The organism is Cloacibacterium rupense (assembly GCF_014645495.1).
In the GTDB taxonomy this organism is placed as follows: Bacteria; Bacteroidota; Bacteroidia; order Flavobacteriales; family Weeksellaceae; genus Cloacibacterium; species Cloacibacterium rupense.
This window is the reverse complement of the sequence record NZ_BMLV01000004.1, coordinates 115170-134214: the sequence shown is the minus strand read 5'-3', so window position 1 is coordinate 134214 and position 19045 is coordinate 115170. Positions and strand designations below refer to the sequence as shown.

The following is a 19045-nucleotide window of genomic DNA, read 5'->3' as shown; positions in this document are numbered from 1 at the left end:
TTGATGATGGAAGATGGAAGATGGAAGATGGAAGTTGGAAGATGGAAGGTAGAAGTTGGATGATGAATCTATTTTTTCAAAACTTTTCAAACTTTTCAAACTTTTCAAACCTAATCAAACAATTTAAACTTTAAACAAAAACTCGTATGTCAAAAATAATTTGGATAGATGATGAAGTAGATTTACTAAAACCACACATTGTTTTCCTGGAAAATAAAGGTTATGCTGTAACTCCAGTTAATAATGTAAACGAAGCTCTAGAAATGATTGAGGCAGAGAAATTTCAGTTGGCTTTGCTAGACGAAAATATGCCCGGAATTTCTGGCTTGGAAGCAATTCCTATGCTCAAAAACCTTGATTCTTCTATTAAAATTGTAATGGTAACCAAAAACGAGGAAGAACACATTATGGAACAAGCCATTGGTTCTGAAATTTCTGATTACATCTTGAAACCTGTAAACCCTAATCAAGTTTTGCTGTCACTCAAGAAAAATCTTCAAGAAGATGATTTGGTAGAACAAAAAACCAAACTAGAATACCAACAAGGCTTCCGAAATCTATCAATGGAACTTAGCTATCTGAATTCTTACCAAGATTGGGCAGAATATTACAAAAAAATTCTAGCTTGGGAAATTAAATTTGATAAAGTTTTTGATAATGAATTTGCAGACTTACTGCAATCTCAAAAAGAAGAAGCCAACATTCAATTTTCAAAATTTATTGAAAAAAATTACGAAAACTGGCTCAATTCTTCAGAAAAACCAATCATGTCTCATACCGCTTTCAAAGAAAAAGTGAAACCAGTTTTAGAAAAAGACAAAGTGCTTCTTCTAATGGTAGATAACTTGAGATATGACCAGTGGAAAGTAGTAGAACCGCTTTTCGCAAAATTTTACAACAAAGTTTCAGAAGATTACTATTTCAGTATTTTACCTACAGCTACCCAATACGCCAGAAATTCCTTTTTTGCAGGTTTGATGCCTTCGGAAATAGAAAAACGTTTCCCAGACAAATGGTTTAATGATAACGAAGAAGGCAATAAAAACGAACACGAACGTGATTTTTTAGAAGACCAAATGAAAAGAATAGGCCTGCAAAGCAAGTCTATGAAATATTTAAAAATTCTAAATGCGGAATTTGAACGTAAGATTTTAGAAGATTTTAATCAACATAAAAACAACGATTTGCTGGTAATCGTCTATAATTTTATTGATATTTTATCTCACGCCAAAACCGACAATCATATTGTAGATCAATTAATTAGAGACGACAAAACCTTCCGAAGTCTTACTTACAATTGGTTTGAAAACTCGTCTCTGATAAAAATTATAAAACTCGCCGCCGAAAATGGTTTTAAACTCGTTATTACCACAGACCACGGAATGGTTTACGTAAAAAAACCGTCTCAGGTAGTTGGCGACAGAGAAACCAGCACCAACATTCGTTACAAAACTGGGAAATCTCTCACGTATGACGAAAAAGATGTTTGGGCAATTACCAATCCCGAAAAAATATTTTTACCAAAAGGCAACTTGAGCAGCAAATATATTTTTGCAAAAAACAACATCTTTTTGGCGTACCCAAAAAATTACAATCACTTTGTGAATTATTACAAAGACACTTACCAACACGGCGGAATTTCACTAGAAGAAGTGATAATCCCGATAAGTATTTTAGAACCTAAGTAGTTTTTTCATAGTTTATTTTGCTTAGGTATTGGGCGGAAAAAATCTGTAGATTTTTTCCGCTTTTTTAATATTTATGAGATTTTCTATATTAATTAACTCTAATCTTCTTTAATTTTTTCGTCTAAATATCCATTCCAGCCATCATAATGCCTTTGCATATTATTGATTAATGCACTACCATCAAAACGATATTCCTTTTCCATAATAACAACAAGTAACCATTTATATCCAATATTAGTAATTTGATAATAGTAATCTTTGTTTTTGTTTTTTAATTCATAACCATTCTCTAGCTTGGTTACTTCAAAAAGAAAATCATCTTTTCCATTTACGAAATCATTTATTTCATTATGAGCTTTTGATTCAATTTCTAACAATTCTTCTTTTGTCATTTTATTAAAATTTAAAATTATATATAAAAAATACAAGAATTAGTAGGTAAAAATACATTTGCTAAATTAAAGAATTTAAAAAACTGAAATACAGAAAGTTAACTATAAAATTTCATCACAAATTAAATTTTATTTCCTATTTTGTATTTTTGAAAAATATTTCACGAAATATGTCTCAAACATTCCACATAGAAAAAATAGAAGATTGGCAGAAAGTAGTTGATGATATTTTGCCAAATTTACAACACAATATCCTTTTGCTAAAAGGTAATTTAGGAGCAGGAAAAACCACTTTTTCTCAGTTTTTATTAAAGAATATTGGCAGCTCAGACGAAGTTTCTTCGCCAACTTATGCCATTGTCAATGAATATAATTCTCCAAAAGGAAAGGTTTTTCACTTTGACCTTTATCGTCTCAAAAAAATAGAAGAAGCCTACGATTTTGGGATTGAAGAATATCTAGACAATGCTTTTCTGTGCATTATAGAATGGCCAGAAATCTATGAAGAAGAACTGGCAGATTTACCTCACCACGAAATGAAAATTACCAATCACGGAGATTACAGAGAAGTAGTTTTTAGATGATAAATATTTTGAATACAGAAACTTAAATAATTAGTATCTTTGCACTTTCAAAATAAGCTAAAATGGGCTCTACAATATTCACTCCATTTACGGATGAACAATTAATTCCTAAGGAAGAAAAACTAGAAGTACTGAAAAAGGGTAAAAAATTCAGTATTGGGATTCCCAAGGAAACTTGTCTTAACGAAAAAAGACTCTGCATAACTCCTGATGCTGTGCAAGTTTTAGTAGAACACGGCCACGATATTATTATAGAAACTGGCGCAGGAACACCCACTTTTTTCACAGATTTACAATTTTCTGAAGCAGGTGCTCAAATAACTTCTGACCCTAAAGAAGTGTATGGACAAGATTTGGTTCTTAAAATTAATCCACCTACGGAAGAAGAAATGGAATATCTGAAACCTAATGCTTATTTGGTTTCTGCACTTCAGATTAATCTAAGAGACAAAGAATATTTTAAAAAACTAGCAGAAAAAAAAGTAAACGCTATTGCTTTTGAATTTATAATGGATGAATACCGTCAACTTTCGTTAATTAGATTAATTGGCGAAATTGCAGGCGGAATGTCTATTTTATATGCCGCAGAATTGCTAGCAAAATCAAACGGATTAATGCTCGGCGGAATCACTGGAGTTCGCCCTACAGAAGTAGTAATTCTAGGCGCAGGAATTGTAGGAGAATTTGCTACAAAAGCAGCCATTGGTCTTGGCGCTAGTGTAAAGGTTTTTGATAATTCTTTATCTAAATTAAGAAGATTGCACACCATTATAGACAGCAGAGTGCCTACCTCAATCATAGACCCCAAAGAATTGAAAAAAAGCCTGAGAAGAGCAGATGTGGTTATAGGTGCTTTGCCTAGACTTAATATGCCGCCTGTAGTAACCGAAGAAATGGTAAAAGTGATGAAAAAAGGCAGCGTAATTATAGATTTAACGATAGATTACGGCGGTTGTATAGAAACCACAGAAGTTACCTCTCACGAAGATCCTGTAATCATAAAGCACGATGTTTTGCACTGTGGTTTACCTAATTTAACGTCTAAAATGCCTAGAACTACCACTAAAGCGATTTCTAATTTCTTCTTAAGTTATCTTTTAAATTATGACGAAGAGGGCGGTTTCGAGAATATGTTGCTTCGCAGAAACGAGATGAAACAATCGCTTTATATGTACAAAGGAAGACACACCAAAAAGGTAATTTGCGACAAGTTTGATTTAACTTATCACGACATTAATTTGTTGATTTTTTAAATAAAGATAATTTTTAATATAATTCAACCTTGTTAGAGTAACCTTCTTTGACAAGGTTTTTCAAATAATGAGAAAACTAAAATTTTATTTCATTGGATTAATTCCTGGATTGCTTATTGTATTTTTTATTTTGAATAAAAAAGGAGCTAGTTGTAGTGGTTACCTTCCCAATTCTAGGGTAATTGCAGAAACGCTTTCTAAAGAATTTACTTATTCTGAAGAATTTAAGACTCAGATGCAATCTTTAAAAATAGACGAAAATTTTTTGAAAGAAAATATTCTAAAAAAGGGAGAAATTAATTTTGACAAAAGCAAAGCACAGCAAGAACCTTGTCCGGAATATTTATTGATTTCTACTGAACAAAATGTTCATTACGAAATTACTTTTGAAAAATGTAAAAACGAGGCTAAATTTTTAACATTGAAGAAACTAAAATAAAAAATGAAAGTTGCAGTAATAGGTGTAGGTTTAATAGGCGGTTCACTCGCATTGAAATTGCGTGAGAAAAATTTTGCTAATGAATTTATAGGAATTGATAAATCTGAAAACCACCTTCAGGAAGCTCTAGAATTAGGCATTATCGACAAAGCTGAAAATCTAGAAAATGGAGTTAAAAATGCAGACCTCATCATAGTAGCCATTCCTGTAGATGCGACAGTGAAAATTTTGCCACAAGTTTTAGATTTAATTTCTGAAAATCAAACTGTGATGGATGTAGGTTCTACCAAATCTGGAATTGTAGCAGCCATTAAAAATCACTCAAAAAGACACAGATACGTAGCTTTTCATCCAATGTGGGGAACTGAAAATTCTGGTCCAAAATCTGCTCAAAAAGAAAGTTTTTCGGGTAGAGCTGCTGTAATTTGTGACAAAGAAGATTCTGCTGAAGATGCATTTTCTTTGGTAGAAAAAGTGGCAAATACCTTAGAAATGAACACCATTTTTATGGCTTCTGAAGCGCACGACATACATACTGCTTATATTTCTCACATTTCGCATATTACGTCTTATGCTTTGGCAAATACCGTTTTAGAAAAAGAAAGAGAAGAAGACACCATTTTTCAATTGGCAAGTTCGGGTTTTTCTAGTACTGTTCGTTTGGCAAAATCTCACCCAGAAATGTGGGTTCCTATTTTCAAACAAAATAAAGAAAACGTGCTAGATGTTCTCAATGAACATATTACGCAGTTAAGAAAATTTAAAGCAGCTCTAGAAAAAGAAAACTACGAGCTTCTAGAAGACCTGATTAGAAACGCTAATAAAATAAGGGGTATATTAAAGTAAAAACTTCCAAAATTGGAAGTTTTTTTGTTATTTACAATTAGGCGAAGTTGTATTAGAAATTATTTTAACTGTACTATTATTTACACTCCAATCTTCCCAAATTCCACCTTTTACATTTTTCCAATTTTTTAGGTCTATCGTATTGTTTCCGGTGGATGTGCCTTTGATTTTATAAACCTTGAGTGCTTTGCTATCTCTATCCCAAATGAGTGGACTTGCATTTTCTACTTTTTCAGGTGATGGGTTGGATAGCTCACAATTGTGTTGCACAAAGTATGCGAAATCATCTTTACCTTCATCACCATACACACTTGCAATTCCATCAGGGGAAATACACACGGCTGTATATTCTTCTGCGGCTATGGCTTTAATAAAGATATTTTTATCTTTCTGTGTTCTTGCCATAAAAGCCATTAACCTCCCCTTTCTGTCGGGATTATCAAAATGTGTATCAGTAATCACATTGCTTAAGATTGAATTATCAATAAAAGGAGCATTGTCTACCGTTACTTTCTCATCGTATGGATTGGCAAGAGCTTCAGAAGAGGTCACAGAACCTTTTTGAGCGGAAAAAATATATTTCCCTTGTATTGCCATACCTGCACTTGTACCCCCAATCACTACATTTCTCTTCAAAGCCTCATTTATTTTTGTCTGAATGGGAGTATTTCTCCAATAATCAATATACTTCCATTGGTCTCCTCCTGCAAACCAAATCGCTTCAGATTTTTCTATTTTATCTAAAATATATGCCACATTGCTTGCCGACTTATCATTGAAAACAATGGTTTCTACAGAATTCACTTTTACGCCCAAATCAGCATAAAAATATTTATTGTATCCATCAGCACCAGATGCTCTTAAAATCAAAACATCACCACCATTGGCTCTATTCAAAAACCATTTCATTGCATTATCATCTTCTGTAGCTCCACCCATTAAGCAAATCCCTCCCAATGCAGACACTTTAGCATCTGTTTTATTGCCCACGAAGTAAGAGGTATAGTTAGTAGGTGTAGGTTGTGGATTGGGCACTTCATTAGAATTATTGTTATCATCTGTTCTTCCACAAGCCATTAAAAAAGGAACTATCGTATAGAATATTGCTCTTCTCATCAATTTTATTTTATAAGCAATAATAGAAATTTTCTTATTATTTTTTAAGTAAAAACAAATAATAAGTGATTAAATCTAGATACAACAACTAGATAATAATTATTATTTAAAAGATGTAAAAAAAACAACGATAGTTATCTGTGGATGAAACTTTATATTTCAAAAATTAGCATTCCGCTACATTTACTGCAACTGCCAATCCACCTTCAGAAGTTTCTTTGTATTTGTTGTTCATATCAAGAGCGGTTTCCCACATCGATTTTATCACTTGGTCTAGGGAAACTCTGGCTTTTGAAGGGTCACTTTCTAGTGCAATATGGGCTGCGGTAATTGCTTTCATAGCGCCCATAGAATTTCTTTCGATACACGGAATTTGTACTAAACCACCAATAGGGTCGCAAGTTAGACCCAGATGATGCTCCATCGCAATTTCTGCTGCCATTAAAACTTGAGCAGGCGTACCGCCAGAAATTTCCGTCAATCCCGCTGCAGCCATTGCCGAAGAAACGCCTATTTCAGCTTGGCAACCGCCCATTGCCGCAGAAATGGTAGCATTTTTTTTGAAAAGAGTTCCTATTTCACCAGCTACTAAAATAAATTTTACGATATCTTCTTCTGTATTAAATTCTGTAAAAGTCTGAGAATACATCAGCACCGCAGGAATTACACCACTTGCACCATTAGTAGGCGCGGTAATAATTCTACCAAAGCTTGCATTTTCCTCATTTACAGCCAATGCAAAACAAGAAATCCAACGGGTAATTTGATTGAAATTTTTATCAGAATTTTTTACTGCTTGTAGCCATTCATCTAAATTTTGGTAAGATTTTTCACCTAATAATTTTCTATTAAAATCTGCTGCTCTTCGGCTTACATTTAATCCGCCTGGTAAAATTCCTTCTTTAGAAATCCCTTTATATATACATTCTTTAATTTGTTGCCAAATGTAAAGTGCTTCGGCTCTGGTTTCTTCTTTGGTTCGCCATGCTTCTTCATTGATATAGACTAAATCAGAAAATTTTTCGACACCCAATTTTTCGCAATATTTTATGATATCTTCCCCCTTATGACAAGGATAAACCGTTCTGATGCAATTGTCTTTAATAGAATTATCTTCTTTGGTCGCCACAAAACCACCACCTACAGAATAATAGTCTCTTTCTAGAATTTCTCCATTGTTAAAAACCGCTTTAAAAATCATTCCGTTGGGATGGAAATCTAGAGATTTATCCATATTTAGAATTAAATTTTCTCCATAAACAAAAGGTAAAACCTTTTCTCCTCCAAGATTTAGTTGTGAGGTGTTTTTGATGTGAGCTATTTTTTCATCAATTTTATCAGTATCTATTTCTTTGAAATTTTCTCCAGCAAGCCCTAACATAGCGGCAATATCAGTCCCATGGCCAACGCCAGTTTTTGCCAAAGAGCCAAAAAACTCTACAAAAACTTCTTTCACATTTTGTAAGCTATTGGTTCTTTTTATTTCGTCTAAAAACATTTCGGCAGCATTCCAAGGTCCCATAGTATGAGAAGATGATGGGCCAATACCTACTTTTATAATTTCAAAAACTGAGATAGACTCCATATTATTTTACGATTTGAGATTTGAGATTCGAGATTTAAGATTAAATATCATAACATGAACCGAAATTTCTACATTCTGTTGGATGCAAATATACTTTTTTTGCATATCAGGAAAAAACTTCGTTTAAGATTCTAGAAACTTCCTTGTGTTTGGTTACTGGGAAAAGATGAGTTCCGCCTTTGATGACATAATTAGGTTTAGAATTTTTGGGCGGAAAAACAATGTCTTTATCCGCCAAAATCTGTATTATGTCTGGGTTTTCATTGCATTTCCAATCTAAGATTTTATTGATGCTCCATTTTAGATAATGAGGATCTTTCACTACAAAGTATTTCCAGAATTTGGGATTTTTGGGGTCAAATAATTTTCTAAAAAAGGCGTAAGATTTCAAGGTTTTTTCACCAAAATATGTTTCAGGGATTTTAGAAAAAATTCTCGATTTTTTGGCAAGGTGAAAAGTTACCGACATTTCCTTTTCAGATTTTATGCTACCCAAAATGACTACTTTTTCAGCGGGTTTTAATTTATTGATTTCTTGCACCATTATTCCTCCGAAAGAGTATCCAAGAAGGCAAAATTTTTCATTTATATCAATAGGTTTAGCCATTCTCTTTACAAAATGTTCAAAAGTTTCATCTGCTTCAGGAATAAGCCAATCTATAAAAATTATCTCTGAAAAATTCTTTGGAAATATGATATTTTCAAAAACTGTTTTATCTGCACCTAATCCGCTTATTACGTAGAGTTTCATGTAAATTTTCTTAGTTAGGCTAAGATACAAAGGATAAATTACAAGAGCAAAGCAGAAACAAAAAATCCCGAAGAAAATCTTCGGGACCTATTAAAAAACACAAATGAATTTAGTTAGCTGTAAACTTAACAACTAAATCTATATCGTCTTTAATAACAACATCTTTCATGGTAGACTGATATGCGATACCCCATTTTTGTCTATCAATAGAAAATTTATCAGAAGTAAATTCTACAGCACCTTTATTTACAGAAATAGTAGCTGGAAAAGAAACAGCATTGGTTTTTCCTTTTGCAGTAAGCGTACCAGAAACTACACTTTTACCATTAGCCCCTTTTTTCACAGAAGTAATTTTAAAGGTAGCAGTTGGGAATTTATCAACTTCGAAGAAGTCACCGTTTTTAAGGTGCCCGTTTAGTTTTTGTTGGTATTCGCCTTGTAAATCTGTAGCATTAATAGAAGTCATATCTAATACGAAAGTACCACCTACTAATTGATTTCCTTTAAGAACTACAGAACCAGATTTTACATTTACAGTTCCGTCATGAGAAGAAGCTTCTGTTTTGGCTAGTTTATATCCCCACCAATGCACGTCAGAAGATGCTACTTTTTTGGTTTGTCCGAATGCTAAACCAACTACAAGTACAAATAATAAAGCTAAGTTTTTTGTCATTTTTATAATTTTTAAGAATTAAACATTTTTAACGGAGCAAATGTAGTATACTGAGAAGACAAAACTCATTGATGTATGTTAAGAAATTACAATTCTTTAATTTTATATAATCTATCAACAAAAGACTTCGCCTAAAAAAAGCGAAGTCTTCTATAAAAACTTAAAAATTATGAAATGATATTAGTCTTCTGAAAACGCACCAAAATAGGCGGCACCCAGAAGAGCTGTTTTACTATTCAGGATTAAATGAATAGGAATTTCTTTAAGAAGGTGTTCCATTTTATCGCTAACGATGAAGTTTTGATAAAACTTAGATTTATTGAGGAAATTATAAATTTTCGGTGGAATTCCTCCTCCTAGTAACAGACCACCCGTTGCTTTCAGTTTTAGAACCAAACTGGTGGCTTCTCTGGCAATAAATTCTACAAACATTTCCATCGCCATTACACAAGTCATATTGAGTTCTCTCATGGCGGTATGACTGATTACAGCAGAAGGGTCTTCGTTTTCGAATTGTTGAGTGAGCCAAGCCGGTTCTTCGTGCTTTTTGACATCTCTCAAAAATCTATAAATATTGAAAAGTCCTGGGCCAGAGATTACAGTTTCCCAACTTACGATGCCATAAATTTGTTTTAAGTATTGATAAAAATCTACTTCCATATTATTTCTTGGTGAAAACTCAGAATGGCCACCTTCTGTAGCAAAAGGTCTTAGATACTGTCCGTCCCAGAATAAGCCAGCTTCACCTAAACCTGTACCAGGTGCTAAAATAGCTACATTACCACCAATAGAAGGATTGCCTTCGTGAATGGTTGCCAGATAACCTTCGTTTACTTCTGCTAAGCCATAAGCTGTAGATTCTAAGTCATTGATAAGATAAACTTTATCTACCAATGTTTCACTTTTTATTTGGCTGATATCTAAAGACCAAGGTAAATTGGTTGTGATACATTTTCCATTCAGAACAGGACCAGCCACCCCAATAGAAATTCTGTCTGGTTTTTGTAGGTTATATTCTCTAATGAATTTTTGTATAATGTGAGAAAAAGACTGATGTGTTTTTGAAGAGTAAGTAGCTTCTTCTTTTAACACCATCATACCGTTTTCAGATTCGAACCATCCCACATTAGTTTTAGTACCGCCAATATCTGCAGCTAAAACTGAAACCTTATTGTTTTTTTCATTATTTCTACCCGGTAAAAATAGTGGAAAATTAATCTCTGTACTCATTTGCTCATATTTTTTCGATTTCAAAGTTAAATAATAAATACTTTTTTATCCTAATTAATAAGTATGAGATATATCAAAAATACGAAAAATGTAGCCGTCAATAAGACCGCTACATTTCTTCTAATATGTTCTAAGATTTAACTTAAACCCGTTATTTTCCCGAATTTATCTATGTCCATTCCTTCGGCAGCTGGTACACTCGGTAAGCCCGGCATTCTCATCATATCACCTAAAATAGGGATAATAAAGCCAGCACCAGCAGCAAATTCAAACTCACGGACCGTCACTTTAAACCCTTTCGGTCTTCCTATTTTTTTCTCGTCATCACTTAGAGATTTTTGAGTTTTAGCCATACAAATTGGCAATTGATCAAGTCCTAAATTATAGATAGATTTTAATTGATTGAGCGCTTTTTGGGAAAAAACAACAGCGTCTGCGCCATAAACTTCTTTGGCAATGGTTTCTATTTTGAGTTCAACAGCATCTTCTACTTTATACAAAGGTTGGAAATTATTACCACAGTTTGCTGCACAGTTTACCACTTCTTCTGCCAGTTCCGTCATGCCCTCTCCACCTTTGGTAAATTCATCTGCAAGAATAGCTCTTACGCCCAATTTCTCACATTCTGATTTCACAAAATTGATTTCCTCTTCAGAATCTGTTGCAAAATGATTGATGGCGATAATCGGTTTTAGACCAAATTTAAAAGCATTTTCTATGTGTTTTTTAAGATTTTCTATGCCTTTTTCTACAAATTGCAGGTTAGGATTTTCATACTCCCCTTTTTTAGCACCACCATGATAGCGCAAAGCTCTGATGGTAGCCACCAAAACATAAGCGGCAGGTTTCAAACCAGAATAGTGACCTTTGATATGCAAAAATTTTTCTGCGCCTAAATCTGCACCAAAGCCAGCTTCTGTAACTACGTAATCAGCCAAAGACAAACCTGTTTTAGTAGCAATGATGGTATTGGTACCTTGTGCAATATTAGCAAAAGGGCCCCCGTGAAGAATGGCAGGATTGCCTTCTAAAGTCTGTACCAAATTTGGGCGTATGGCATCTTTTAGCAAAATCGCCATGGCCCCTTGAGCATTCAAATCTCTGGCATAAATTGGTTTTTTATCAAAAGTATAACCTACAAAAATATTTCCTAGTCTATTTTTTAGATCTTCGAAATCTTTAGAAAGACAAAGAATAGCCATTACTTCTGAAGCGGGAGTAATATTGAAACCTTCTTCGCGGGTAATCCCGTTATTAGAACCGCCCAAACCTACGATGATATGACGAAGACTTCGGTCATTCATGTCCATCACCCGTTTCCAGACGATGGTTCTAGGGTCTATGTTTAGGGTTCTTTTTTTATCTTGAAGATTATTATCAATTAAAGCAGAAAGCAGATTATTGGCTTTCTCTACGGCCGAAAAATCACCTGTAAAGTGGAGATTGATATCTACCATAGGAATTACCTGAGCATAGCCACCACCTGCAGCCCCACCTTTTATCCCAAAAACTGGTCCAAGACTAGGTTCACGAAGTACTGCAATGGTTTTTTTACCAATTTTATTGAGACCATCACAAAGCCCTACAGAAACGGTGGTTTTACCTTCACCAGCAGGTGTAGGATTGATGGCAGAAACCAAAATCAATTTAGAATTTTTAATTTTATCTTCGTCTATATATTTCAAAGGAATTTTGGCTTTGTACTTGCCGTAATATTCTAAATCTTCTCTATCAATGCCAACTTTATCAGCAATTTCACGGATGTGCTTAATGTCTGCACTTAATGCAATTTCTAAATCGGTAGGAAAACTCATAATTTTAGTATTTGTTTCATCTCAAAAATACAAGAAATCAATGATATGATGAAAATTTTTCGCTTGAGTTTTATCACCTCCCTATCAAAAAGAAAATTATTAACCTTAACAAAACAATTTAAATAAATAATTAACTTTATTAAAGATTTCGCGATTTATTTCTAAGAAAAAGTATCATTCTGAAATATTAATGAAAAATAATCACATTGAACTTTATTTAGATTTAACTTTATCATCATTTATTCATCAAAAGTAAAATCCTGATTATGAACCACATTCTTCACAACAAACATTTGCTGCACAGAGCAGGCTTCGGAGTTGGTTTAAGAGACATCACTAGAATTAAAAGCAGTTCACCAAAAGAAATTTGGAAAGAATTACTGAAGAAATCCGAGAAATTCAGTCCAATCACCCTTGAATTGCAAGATTTTTCTGCTTACCAACCGAAAGAAGCCAATGCCGAAATGAAAAAATTTTTTCAGAAGCAGAATAAAGAAGAAAACGCCGAAATCATTTTGAAATGGTATCAAAACATGATTTCTGGTGAATCTGAGCTGAGAGAGAAAATGACTTTCTTTTGGACGGGAATATTCGCTACAAGAACCGTAGTAAGCAGGTTCAATCTCCAGTTGTTGAACATCATAAAAGAAAATGCATTGGGAAATTTTGGAGATTTATTATTGGCAGTTTCACAGTCTCCATCTATGTTGCAATTTCTAAATAATCAACAAAACAGAAAAGACCATCCTAATGAAAATTTTGCCAGAGAAGTAATGGAACTCTTTACGATGGGAAGAGGAAACTACACCGAAACAGACATTAAAGAAGCGGCTAGAGCTTTCACTGGTTGGAGTTTTACCCCTAAAGGAGAATTTATCATGAGACCAAGATTGCATGATTTTGGGAATAAAACTTTTCTTGGAAAGACAGGAAATTTCGATGGAAAAGATATTCTAGGAATTATTTTGGAGCAAAAAGCTACTGCCCAATATATTGCCAAGAGGATGTACCAATTCTTTGTTAATGAAAAAATAGATGAAAAACAGGTGAGTCAATTGGCCGAAAAATTTTATCAATCTAAATATGACATCAAAACCATACTGAACGAAATCTTCACTTCGAAATGGTTTTTTGATGAAAAAAATATCGGCACCAAAATAAAATCCCCAATTGAATTGATGGTCGGCATTCAAAAAATGTTGCCCATCAGCATTCAGCATCCTAAGATTTTAATTATATATCAAAAATTATTGGGGCAAATGCTACTTTATCCTCCCAATGTGGCAGGTTGGCCCTCTGGAAAAGCTTGGATAGACAGTTCTACACTGATGCTTAGACTGAAAACACCCCAAATCTGGAGCGGAATCATCTCCCTAGACTATGCCCCAAAAGATGATGACGACCAAAATATGGGCGTAATGCAAAAAATGCTACCCAAAAACCTGCAAGGCAATTTCAAAATCGATTGGGAAAGTGTTTCAAAGAATTTGAAGAATGAAAATATAGAAGACCTACTCCTTCAGAGCAAAAAATCTCTACCAGAAAAAGTAATCAATGAATTTGAGATAGCAGACGAGTTCAAATCTAGAGTGATTGCACTGATGAGCACCCCGGAATATCAACTCTGTTGATGATTGATGATTCATTGTTGATGATTGATGATTGATGAACGTTTGAAAAAACAATATCATTCAACTATTACCTCATATTAAAAATAAAAAAATAGAATTATGCTTATAAAACGTAGAGAATTTTTGAAAGTTGGCTCTTTGGCGGCCACTTCACTGATGATTCCGAACTTTATGAAAGCTTTAGAGCTCCCACAGTCTATTTCAGGAAACGAAAAAATATTGGTGGTTTTGCAACTAAGTGGAGGAAACGATGGATTGAACACCATTATCCCTACTCAAAACGACATTTACTATAAAGGCAGACCAGGCATTGGTATAAAAAATGCGCTCAACTTAAGTGATGAGGCAGGAATCAACCCCAATTTGACTTATTTCAAGGAGCTTTTTGACCATGGAGAACTGTCTGTATTGAATAATGTAGGTTATCCTAATCCCGATAAATCACATTTTAGAAGTATGGACATTTGGCATAGCGCCAGTAAAAGTGATGAATTTTTAGAAACAGGATGGCTAGGAAGATACTTAGATGAAGCTTGTTATAATTGCGCTCATCCTACGCAAGCGTTGGAAATAGACGACTTATTGAGTTTGGCATTGAAAGGCAAAGAAAAGAAAGCTTTTGCTTTTAAAGACCCTAAGAGGTTGTACCAAACCAGCAATGAAAAATTCTATAAAAACCTATATGAACATCACCATCACGACCACGAAACGGTAGAATATCTTTATCAAACTTTAGGTGAAACCATCAGCAATGCAGAATATATTTTTGAAAAGAGCAAAACCAAAACATCATCCATCACCTACCCTGACACCAATCTAGGAAAGGATTTCAAGAAAATATCTAGTTTGATTTTGTCTGACATTAACACCCGAGTTTATTATCTGTCTGTTGGCAGTTTTGATACGCACGTGAACCAAAACGATAGACAGTCAAAACTTTTTGAGGAAATCAATGGTGCTGTAGAATCTTTTGTAAAAGATATGAAAGCGAATGGAAAGTTTAATGATGTTTTGTTGATGACTTTCTCAGAATTTGGACGAAGAGTAGCCCAAAATGCCAGTGGAGGAACAGACCATGGAACCGCTAATCAAATGTTTTTTATTTCTGGAGGATTAAAGAAAAAAGGAATTCTAAATGCTTTGCCAGATTTAGAAAACTTAAATGATGGAGACCTTATTTACACTGAAGATTTCAGAAAAGTATATGCTACGGTTCTTAAAAAATGGTTGGGCGCGGATGAAAACAAAATTCTGGGTTGGAAGAATGGTATTTATGATTTTGTGTAAGTGTTTTTAATGAGAAGGTTAGAAGGTTAGAGGGTTGTATACTACCCTGTCTTTCGAACCAATTCGAAAGCCACCCCTTCATGGAAGGGGAATGGTAACGTTTTATAATAACGAAAAACATTTTTCTTTGCCCCAGCCCTAAAGGGAGTACTTTTTTTTCGTTCTTTTGCTTCATAGTTTTTATTTTTTTCTAAGGAATCAGCGAATCGCTTTGCGATTTGGCTTGAACCAAAAGAACCAAAAGTTGCCTCATCATTTATATTTTTTTAGAGGATTCGGCGAACCGCTGCGCTAGGTTTGACTCCCTTTGGTCGGCGAACCGCTGCGCTAGGTTTGACTCCCTGCGGTCGTCTTTTAATTCGTTCTTTTGCTTCATAATTTTTATTTTTTTCTAAGGAATCAGCGAATCGCTTTGCGATTTGCCTTAATGCAAAAGAACCAAAAGTTGCCTCATCATTTATATTTTTTTAGAGGATTCGGCGAACCGCTTCGCTAGGTTTGACTCCCTTTGGTCGTCTTTTAATTCGTTCTTTTGGCTTGAACCAAAAGAACCAAAAGTTGCCTCATCATTTATATTTTTTCAGAGGATTCGGCGAACCGCTTCGCTAGGTTTCAAGACTGGAAATCCTCAGCTAAAAATTAATAGCCTTTTCTAAAAATTCCAGAATTGACTCCCTGTGGTCGTCGAACCGCTACGCTAGGTTTCGGGCGGAAAGAAATTTTATTCTATTTAAGTGGGTTATTGCCGCCACTCAAACATGGAATTTTTTTAACGAAAATTCTATTAATTTTATTAACGCTTGCGGTTTCCTAGGTCGATTTGAAAAGGTTTAGTTGGATAATGATAGAGATGGTAATGGGAGAAAAGATGGATGATTTTATTTCCCGCAGATTGCGCAGGTTTACACAGATTATTTGGCAGTTTATTGTGCTTAGAAATTTGAGAGATTTAGGATAATCAAAAATTGAGAGAAAACATTAAGTTTCATTAAGGGATTAAGGGCATTAAGTTTTCGCCTTTGGCGATGAATGGTGAATGGGTGAATTGGTGAGATGGTGAGTGGAATAAATCTAGGTCAGATGAATGGTATTTATGATTTTGTGTAATTACGCAAAAGTGGAATTTTATTTTAAAAAAAATTATTAATTTTGTATTGCAAAAAACACAACACATGAAAAACATTTACGATAGAGCAATCAAAATATTGCAAAAGATAATTGACTATTATTCTATAAAAGAAGTATAAAAAACTCCCGAAAAATTTCGGGAGTTTTTTATTTTATGGATTTTGTTTATAATTTTCTAAAGCTTTTTTTAATTTTTTCTCTATCCTTTCTTTTAACTTTTTGGGAGCTAGCACCGTAATGCTTTCCCCAAAGCCTAGTAAAATTCTTTCTAATTCAAAATTAAGTTGAACCTCAATTTTAAAAATACATTCTCCATTTTCCTTTGAAAGCATTTCTTGAGTGTGGTGCAGTGGTTTTGTTTTTACATAAGGAACATTTTCTGCATCGATTTTGAAAATAACAGTATTCGGTCTCAGATTTTCTGAAACCGTAACTCCTATTACATCTTTAAAAAACAAATCAGCATCTATGTTTTTATCTATGTACACCTCTTTTGTTTTCTCCATTTTTTCAATTCTATCCAAAGCAAAATTCCAAAATTTATTTTTGTGCCAACAAATCAGAAACCAACGATTATTATATTCTTTCAATAGTTGCGGGTGAACCACATATTCCTTTGGTTCTCTTGCTTTAAAAGACTGATAAAACAGTTTTAGTACTTTTTTATTAAGAATAGATTGGTATAAAAAATCAATATGCTCTAAACCTTTTAGTTGTTCATTTTTATCTAAATGAATGATGGCTTTTTTCTGAGTAGAATAAATAGAATCTTCTAGTTTTTGAATCACACCATTCATTTCCTTGAACATAGAAAAATCTTTAAATTGTTTTAGAATCTGCACGGCATCATTCATCGCTTTTATATCACTATCATTTACTGGGATATTTTTTATACTAAAATTAGGGTCAGAATATCGATAATATTTTTTTTGAAAAACTTCAATTGGTGCATCATATCCTAATTTTTCGCTGCGCATATTTTGTAAATCTAGCTGTACTGTTCTTTTACTTACCAAACAATCTTTGCCTTCATATTCATATAAAGCATCAGAACAAGCATCTATTAAGTCTTCTAAAGTCCAACGTTTATTTCTGTTTCTAAGACATTTATCAATAGTGTTGTATCGTATTAAAGCGTTTTTATTGAGAGCCATTTTTAATTTTTTCTAAAAATATTAAAAAATAATTTAACTGCGCAAAATTATTGCGCAATTGATTTTTTACTTTGCTTTATCAAAATAGAAAAACAAATGAAAATTACAGGACAATATTTAATAGACTTAGGATACAGACCTGCAAAATGGTTCGCTGAAGCATTAACCTTTATTAACGAAAATGATTTATCAGAAATTGAAATTAACGAATATTTAGAACAATTTCAATCACCTGAACCAATAGCATTATTAGAAAAACCAGTAGAATTTGTTCTCAACATCAAAGCTGAAAACGAAGCTGAAGAAGACAATGTACAAAAAGTAATAGAAACGATGTCTGAAATGCTTAAAACACCAACTATGATTGGCGGAGCATTGATGCCCGATGCTTGTCCGACTGGTGAAAAAGGGATAATTCCTGTTGGTGGAGTTGCTATTGCGAAAAACGCAATTCATCCTGGAATGCACAGTGCAGATATTTGTTGTTCTGTCATGTTAACCGATTTTGGAAAAATAGACCCTAAAATTGTTTTAGATGCTGGTCACCAACACACCCATTTTGGAATGGGAGGAAGGCCAAGGGGAAATCAGTTTTCTCTACCAATGGAATTAGAAGAAGAATTTAGAAATAATGCTTTTCTAAATGATGAAAAGCTCATTAGTCTTGCCAAAGAACATTTAGGAACTCAAGGAGACGGAAACCATTTTATGTTTGTAGGTATTTCTAAAAAAACTGGAAATACAATGCTCATAACACATCACGGTTCTAGAGCTCCTGGTGCATTTCTCTATGAAAAAGGAATGAAAACCGCTGAAAGATTTAGAAAAGAAGTTTCACCAGAAACATTAAGAGTAAACGCTTGGATTCCTTTTGATACAGAAGATGGTCAAAATTATTGGGATGCTTTACAAATCATTAGAAAATGGACTAAATGTAACCACGAAGCCATTCACAACGCGGTTTTAAGAGAATTAAAAACAGAAATGCACAATAGATTTTGGAACGAGCATAATTTTGTATTCAGAGATGGTGATTTATTTTACCATGCTAAAGGTGCAACTCCGCTAGATGAAAAATTTTTACCAGATATTACGGGCCCGAGATTAATACCTCTAAATATGGCAGAACCTGTTTTGATAGTTCAAGGAAAAACTAACGACCGAAATTTAGGATTTGCACCACACGGAGCAGGAAGAAATTTCAGCAGAAGTTTTCATAAAAAATCTTTAGGAGAAAAACCGATTGAAGAAATTTTTGCTGAAGAAACCAAAGGTTTAGATGTGAGATTTTTCTCTAATGAAATTGATATTTCTGAATTACCAAGTGCTTATAAAAATGCACAAAATGTAAGAAATCAAATGAAAGAATTCGGTTTAGGCGAGGTAATAGATGAAGTTTTACCTTACGGTTGTATTATGGCAGGAGATTGGAAGAAAAATGCGCCATGGAAGAAAAAGAAACTTAGAAAATAGT

General features: G+C 33.7%; 16 protein-coding genes. 8 read left to right on the top strand and 8 right to left on the bottom strand.

Annotated elements, in window-relative coordinates:
• The first annotated feature begins 146 nt into the window (after positions 1-146).
• Positions 147-1688 carry a T9SS response regulator signal transducer PorX gene (gene porX / locus IEW40_RS09785; RefSeq protein ID WP_188617915.1) on the top strand — a complete coding sequence of 514 codons (1542 nt, stop codon included), beginning with the start codon at positions 147-149 and terminating at the stop codon, positions 1686-1688.
• 98 nt (positions 1689-1786) lie between these two features.
• Here the strand turns inward: porX and IEW40_RS09780 are convergent, their stop codons facing one another.
• Positions 1787-2080, bottom strand: coding sequence for a hypothetical protein (locus IEW40_RS09780; RefSeq protein ID WP_188617914.1), 294 nt, complete (start codon positions 2078-2080; stop codon positions 1787-1789).
• Positions 2081-2250: 170 nt separating this feature from the next.
• On the opposite strand from IEW40_RS09780, the gene tsaE reads away from it, so the two are divergent.
• From tsaE to IEW40_RS09760, 4 genes are all read left to right on the top strand, one after another.
• Positions 2251-2664 carry a tRNA (adenosine(37)-N6)-threonylcarbamoyltransferase complex ATPase subunit type 1 TsaE gene (tsaE, locus tag IEW40_RS09775; RefSeq protein WP_188617913.1) on the top strand — a complete coding sequence of 138 codons (414 nt, stop codon included), beginning with the start codon at positions 2251-2253 and terminating at the stop codon, positions 2662-2664.
• A 62-nt stretch (positions 2665-2726) separates the two neighbouring features.
• Complete coding sequence (locus IEW40_RS09770) at positions 2727-3917, top strand: alanine dehydrogenase (protein WP_188617912.1); 1191 nt, start codon at positions 2727-2729, stop codon at positions 3915-3917.
• 67 nt (positions 3918-3984) lie between these two features.
• Complete coding sequence (locus IEW40_RS09765) at positions 3985-4356, top strand: DUF4258 domain-containing protein (protein WP_188617911.1); 372 nt, start codon at positions 3985-3987, stop codon at positions 4354-4356.
• Positions 4357-4359: 3 nt separating this feature from the next.
• Complete coding sequence (locus IEW40_RS09760) at positions 4360-5202, top strand: prephenate dehydrogenase (protein WP_188617910.1); 843 nt, start codon at positions 4360-4362, stop codon at positions 5200-5202.
• Positions 5203-5229: 27 nt separating this feature from the next.
• Here the strand turns inward: IEW40_RS09760 and IEW40_RS09755 are convergent, their stop codons facing one another.
• From IEW40_RS09755 to IEW40_RS09730, 6 genes are all read right to left on the bottom strand, one after another.
• Positions 5230-6318, bottom strand: coding sequence for a cyanophycinase (locus tag IEW40_RS09755; protein ID WP_229663424.1), 1089 nt, complete (start codon positions 6316-6318; stop codon positions 5230-5232).
• 166 nt (positions 6319-6484) lie between these two features.
• A complete protein-coding gene (locus IEW40_RS09750; protein WP_188617909.1) occupies positions 6485-7903 on the bottom strand; it encodes an L-serine ammonia-lyase in 1419 nt (472 codons plus the stop codon).
• Between the two features lie 106 nt (positions 7904-8009).
• Positions 8010-8654, bottom strand: coding sequence for an alpha/beta hydrolase (locus IEW40_RS09745; protein ID WP_188617908.1), 645 nt, complete (start codon positions 8652-8654; stop codon positions 8010-8012).
• 109 nt (positions 8655-8763) lie between these two features.
• A complete protein-coding gene (locus IEW40_RS09740) occupies positions 8764-9327 on the bottom strand; it encodes a YceI family protein (RefSeq protein WP_188617907.1) in 564 nt (187 codons plus the stop codon).
• Between the two features lie 180 nt (positions 9328-9507).
• On the bottom strand, positions 9508-10557 hold the full coding sequence (gene glk / locus IEW40_RS09735) for a glucokinase (RefSeq protein WP_188617906.1): 1050 nt from the start codon (positions 10555-10557) through the stop codon (positions 9508-9510).
• Between the two features lie 137 nt (positions 10558-10694).
• A complete protein-coding gene (locus IEW40_RS09730) occupies positions 10695-12371 on the bottom strand; it encodes a formate--tetrahydrofolate ligase (RefSeq protein WP_188617905.1) in 1677 nt (558 codons plus the stop codon).
• Positions 12372-12637: 266 nt separating this feature from the next.
• Here IEW40_RS09730 and IEW40_RS09725 point away from each other — a divergent pair, with 266 nt between their 5' ends.
• Positions 12638-14002, top strand: a complete 1365-nt coding sequence (locus tag IEW40_RS09725; protein ID WP_229663423.1) for a DUF1800 domain-containing protein — start codon at positions 12638-12640, stop codon at positions 14000-14002.
• A 99-nt stretch (positions 14003-14101) separates the two neighbouring features.
• Complete coding sequence (locus IEW40_RS09720; RefSeq protein WP_188617904.1) at positions 14102-15289, top strand: DUF1501 domain-containing protein; 1188 nt, start codon at positions 14102-14104, stop codon at positions 15287-15289.
• Positions 15290-16569: 1280 nt separating this feature from the next.
• On the opposite strand, the gene IEW40_RS09715 is transcribed toward IEW40_RS09720, so the two are convergent.
• Positions 16570-17571: a helix-turn-helix transcriptional regulator gene (locus tag IEW40_RS09715; RefSeq protein WP_188617903.1), complete on the bottom strand. Its 1002-nt coding sequence runs from the start codon at positions 17569-17571 to the stop codon at positions 16570-16572.
• Positions 17572-17667: 96 nt separating this feature from the next.
• On the opposite strand from IEW40_RS09715, the gene IEW40_RS09710 reads away from it, so the two are divergent.
• On the top strand, positions 17668-19044 hold the full coding sequence (locus tag IEW40_RS09710) for an RtcB family protein (protein WP_188617902.1): 1377 nt from the start codon (positions 17668-17670) through the stop codon (positions 19042-19044).
• Position 19045 lies beyond the last annotated feature (1 nt).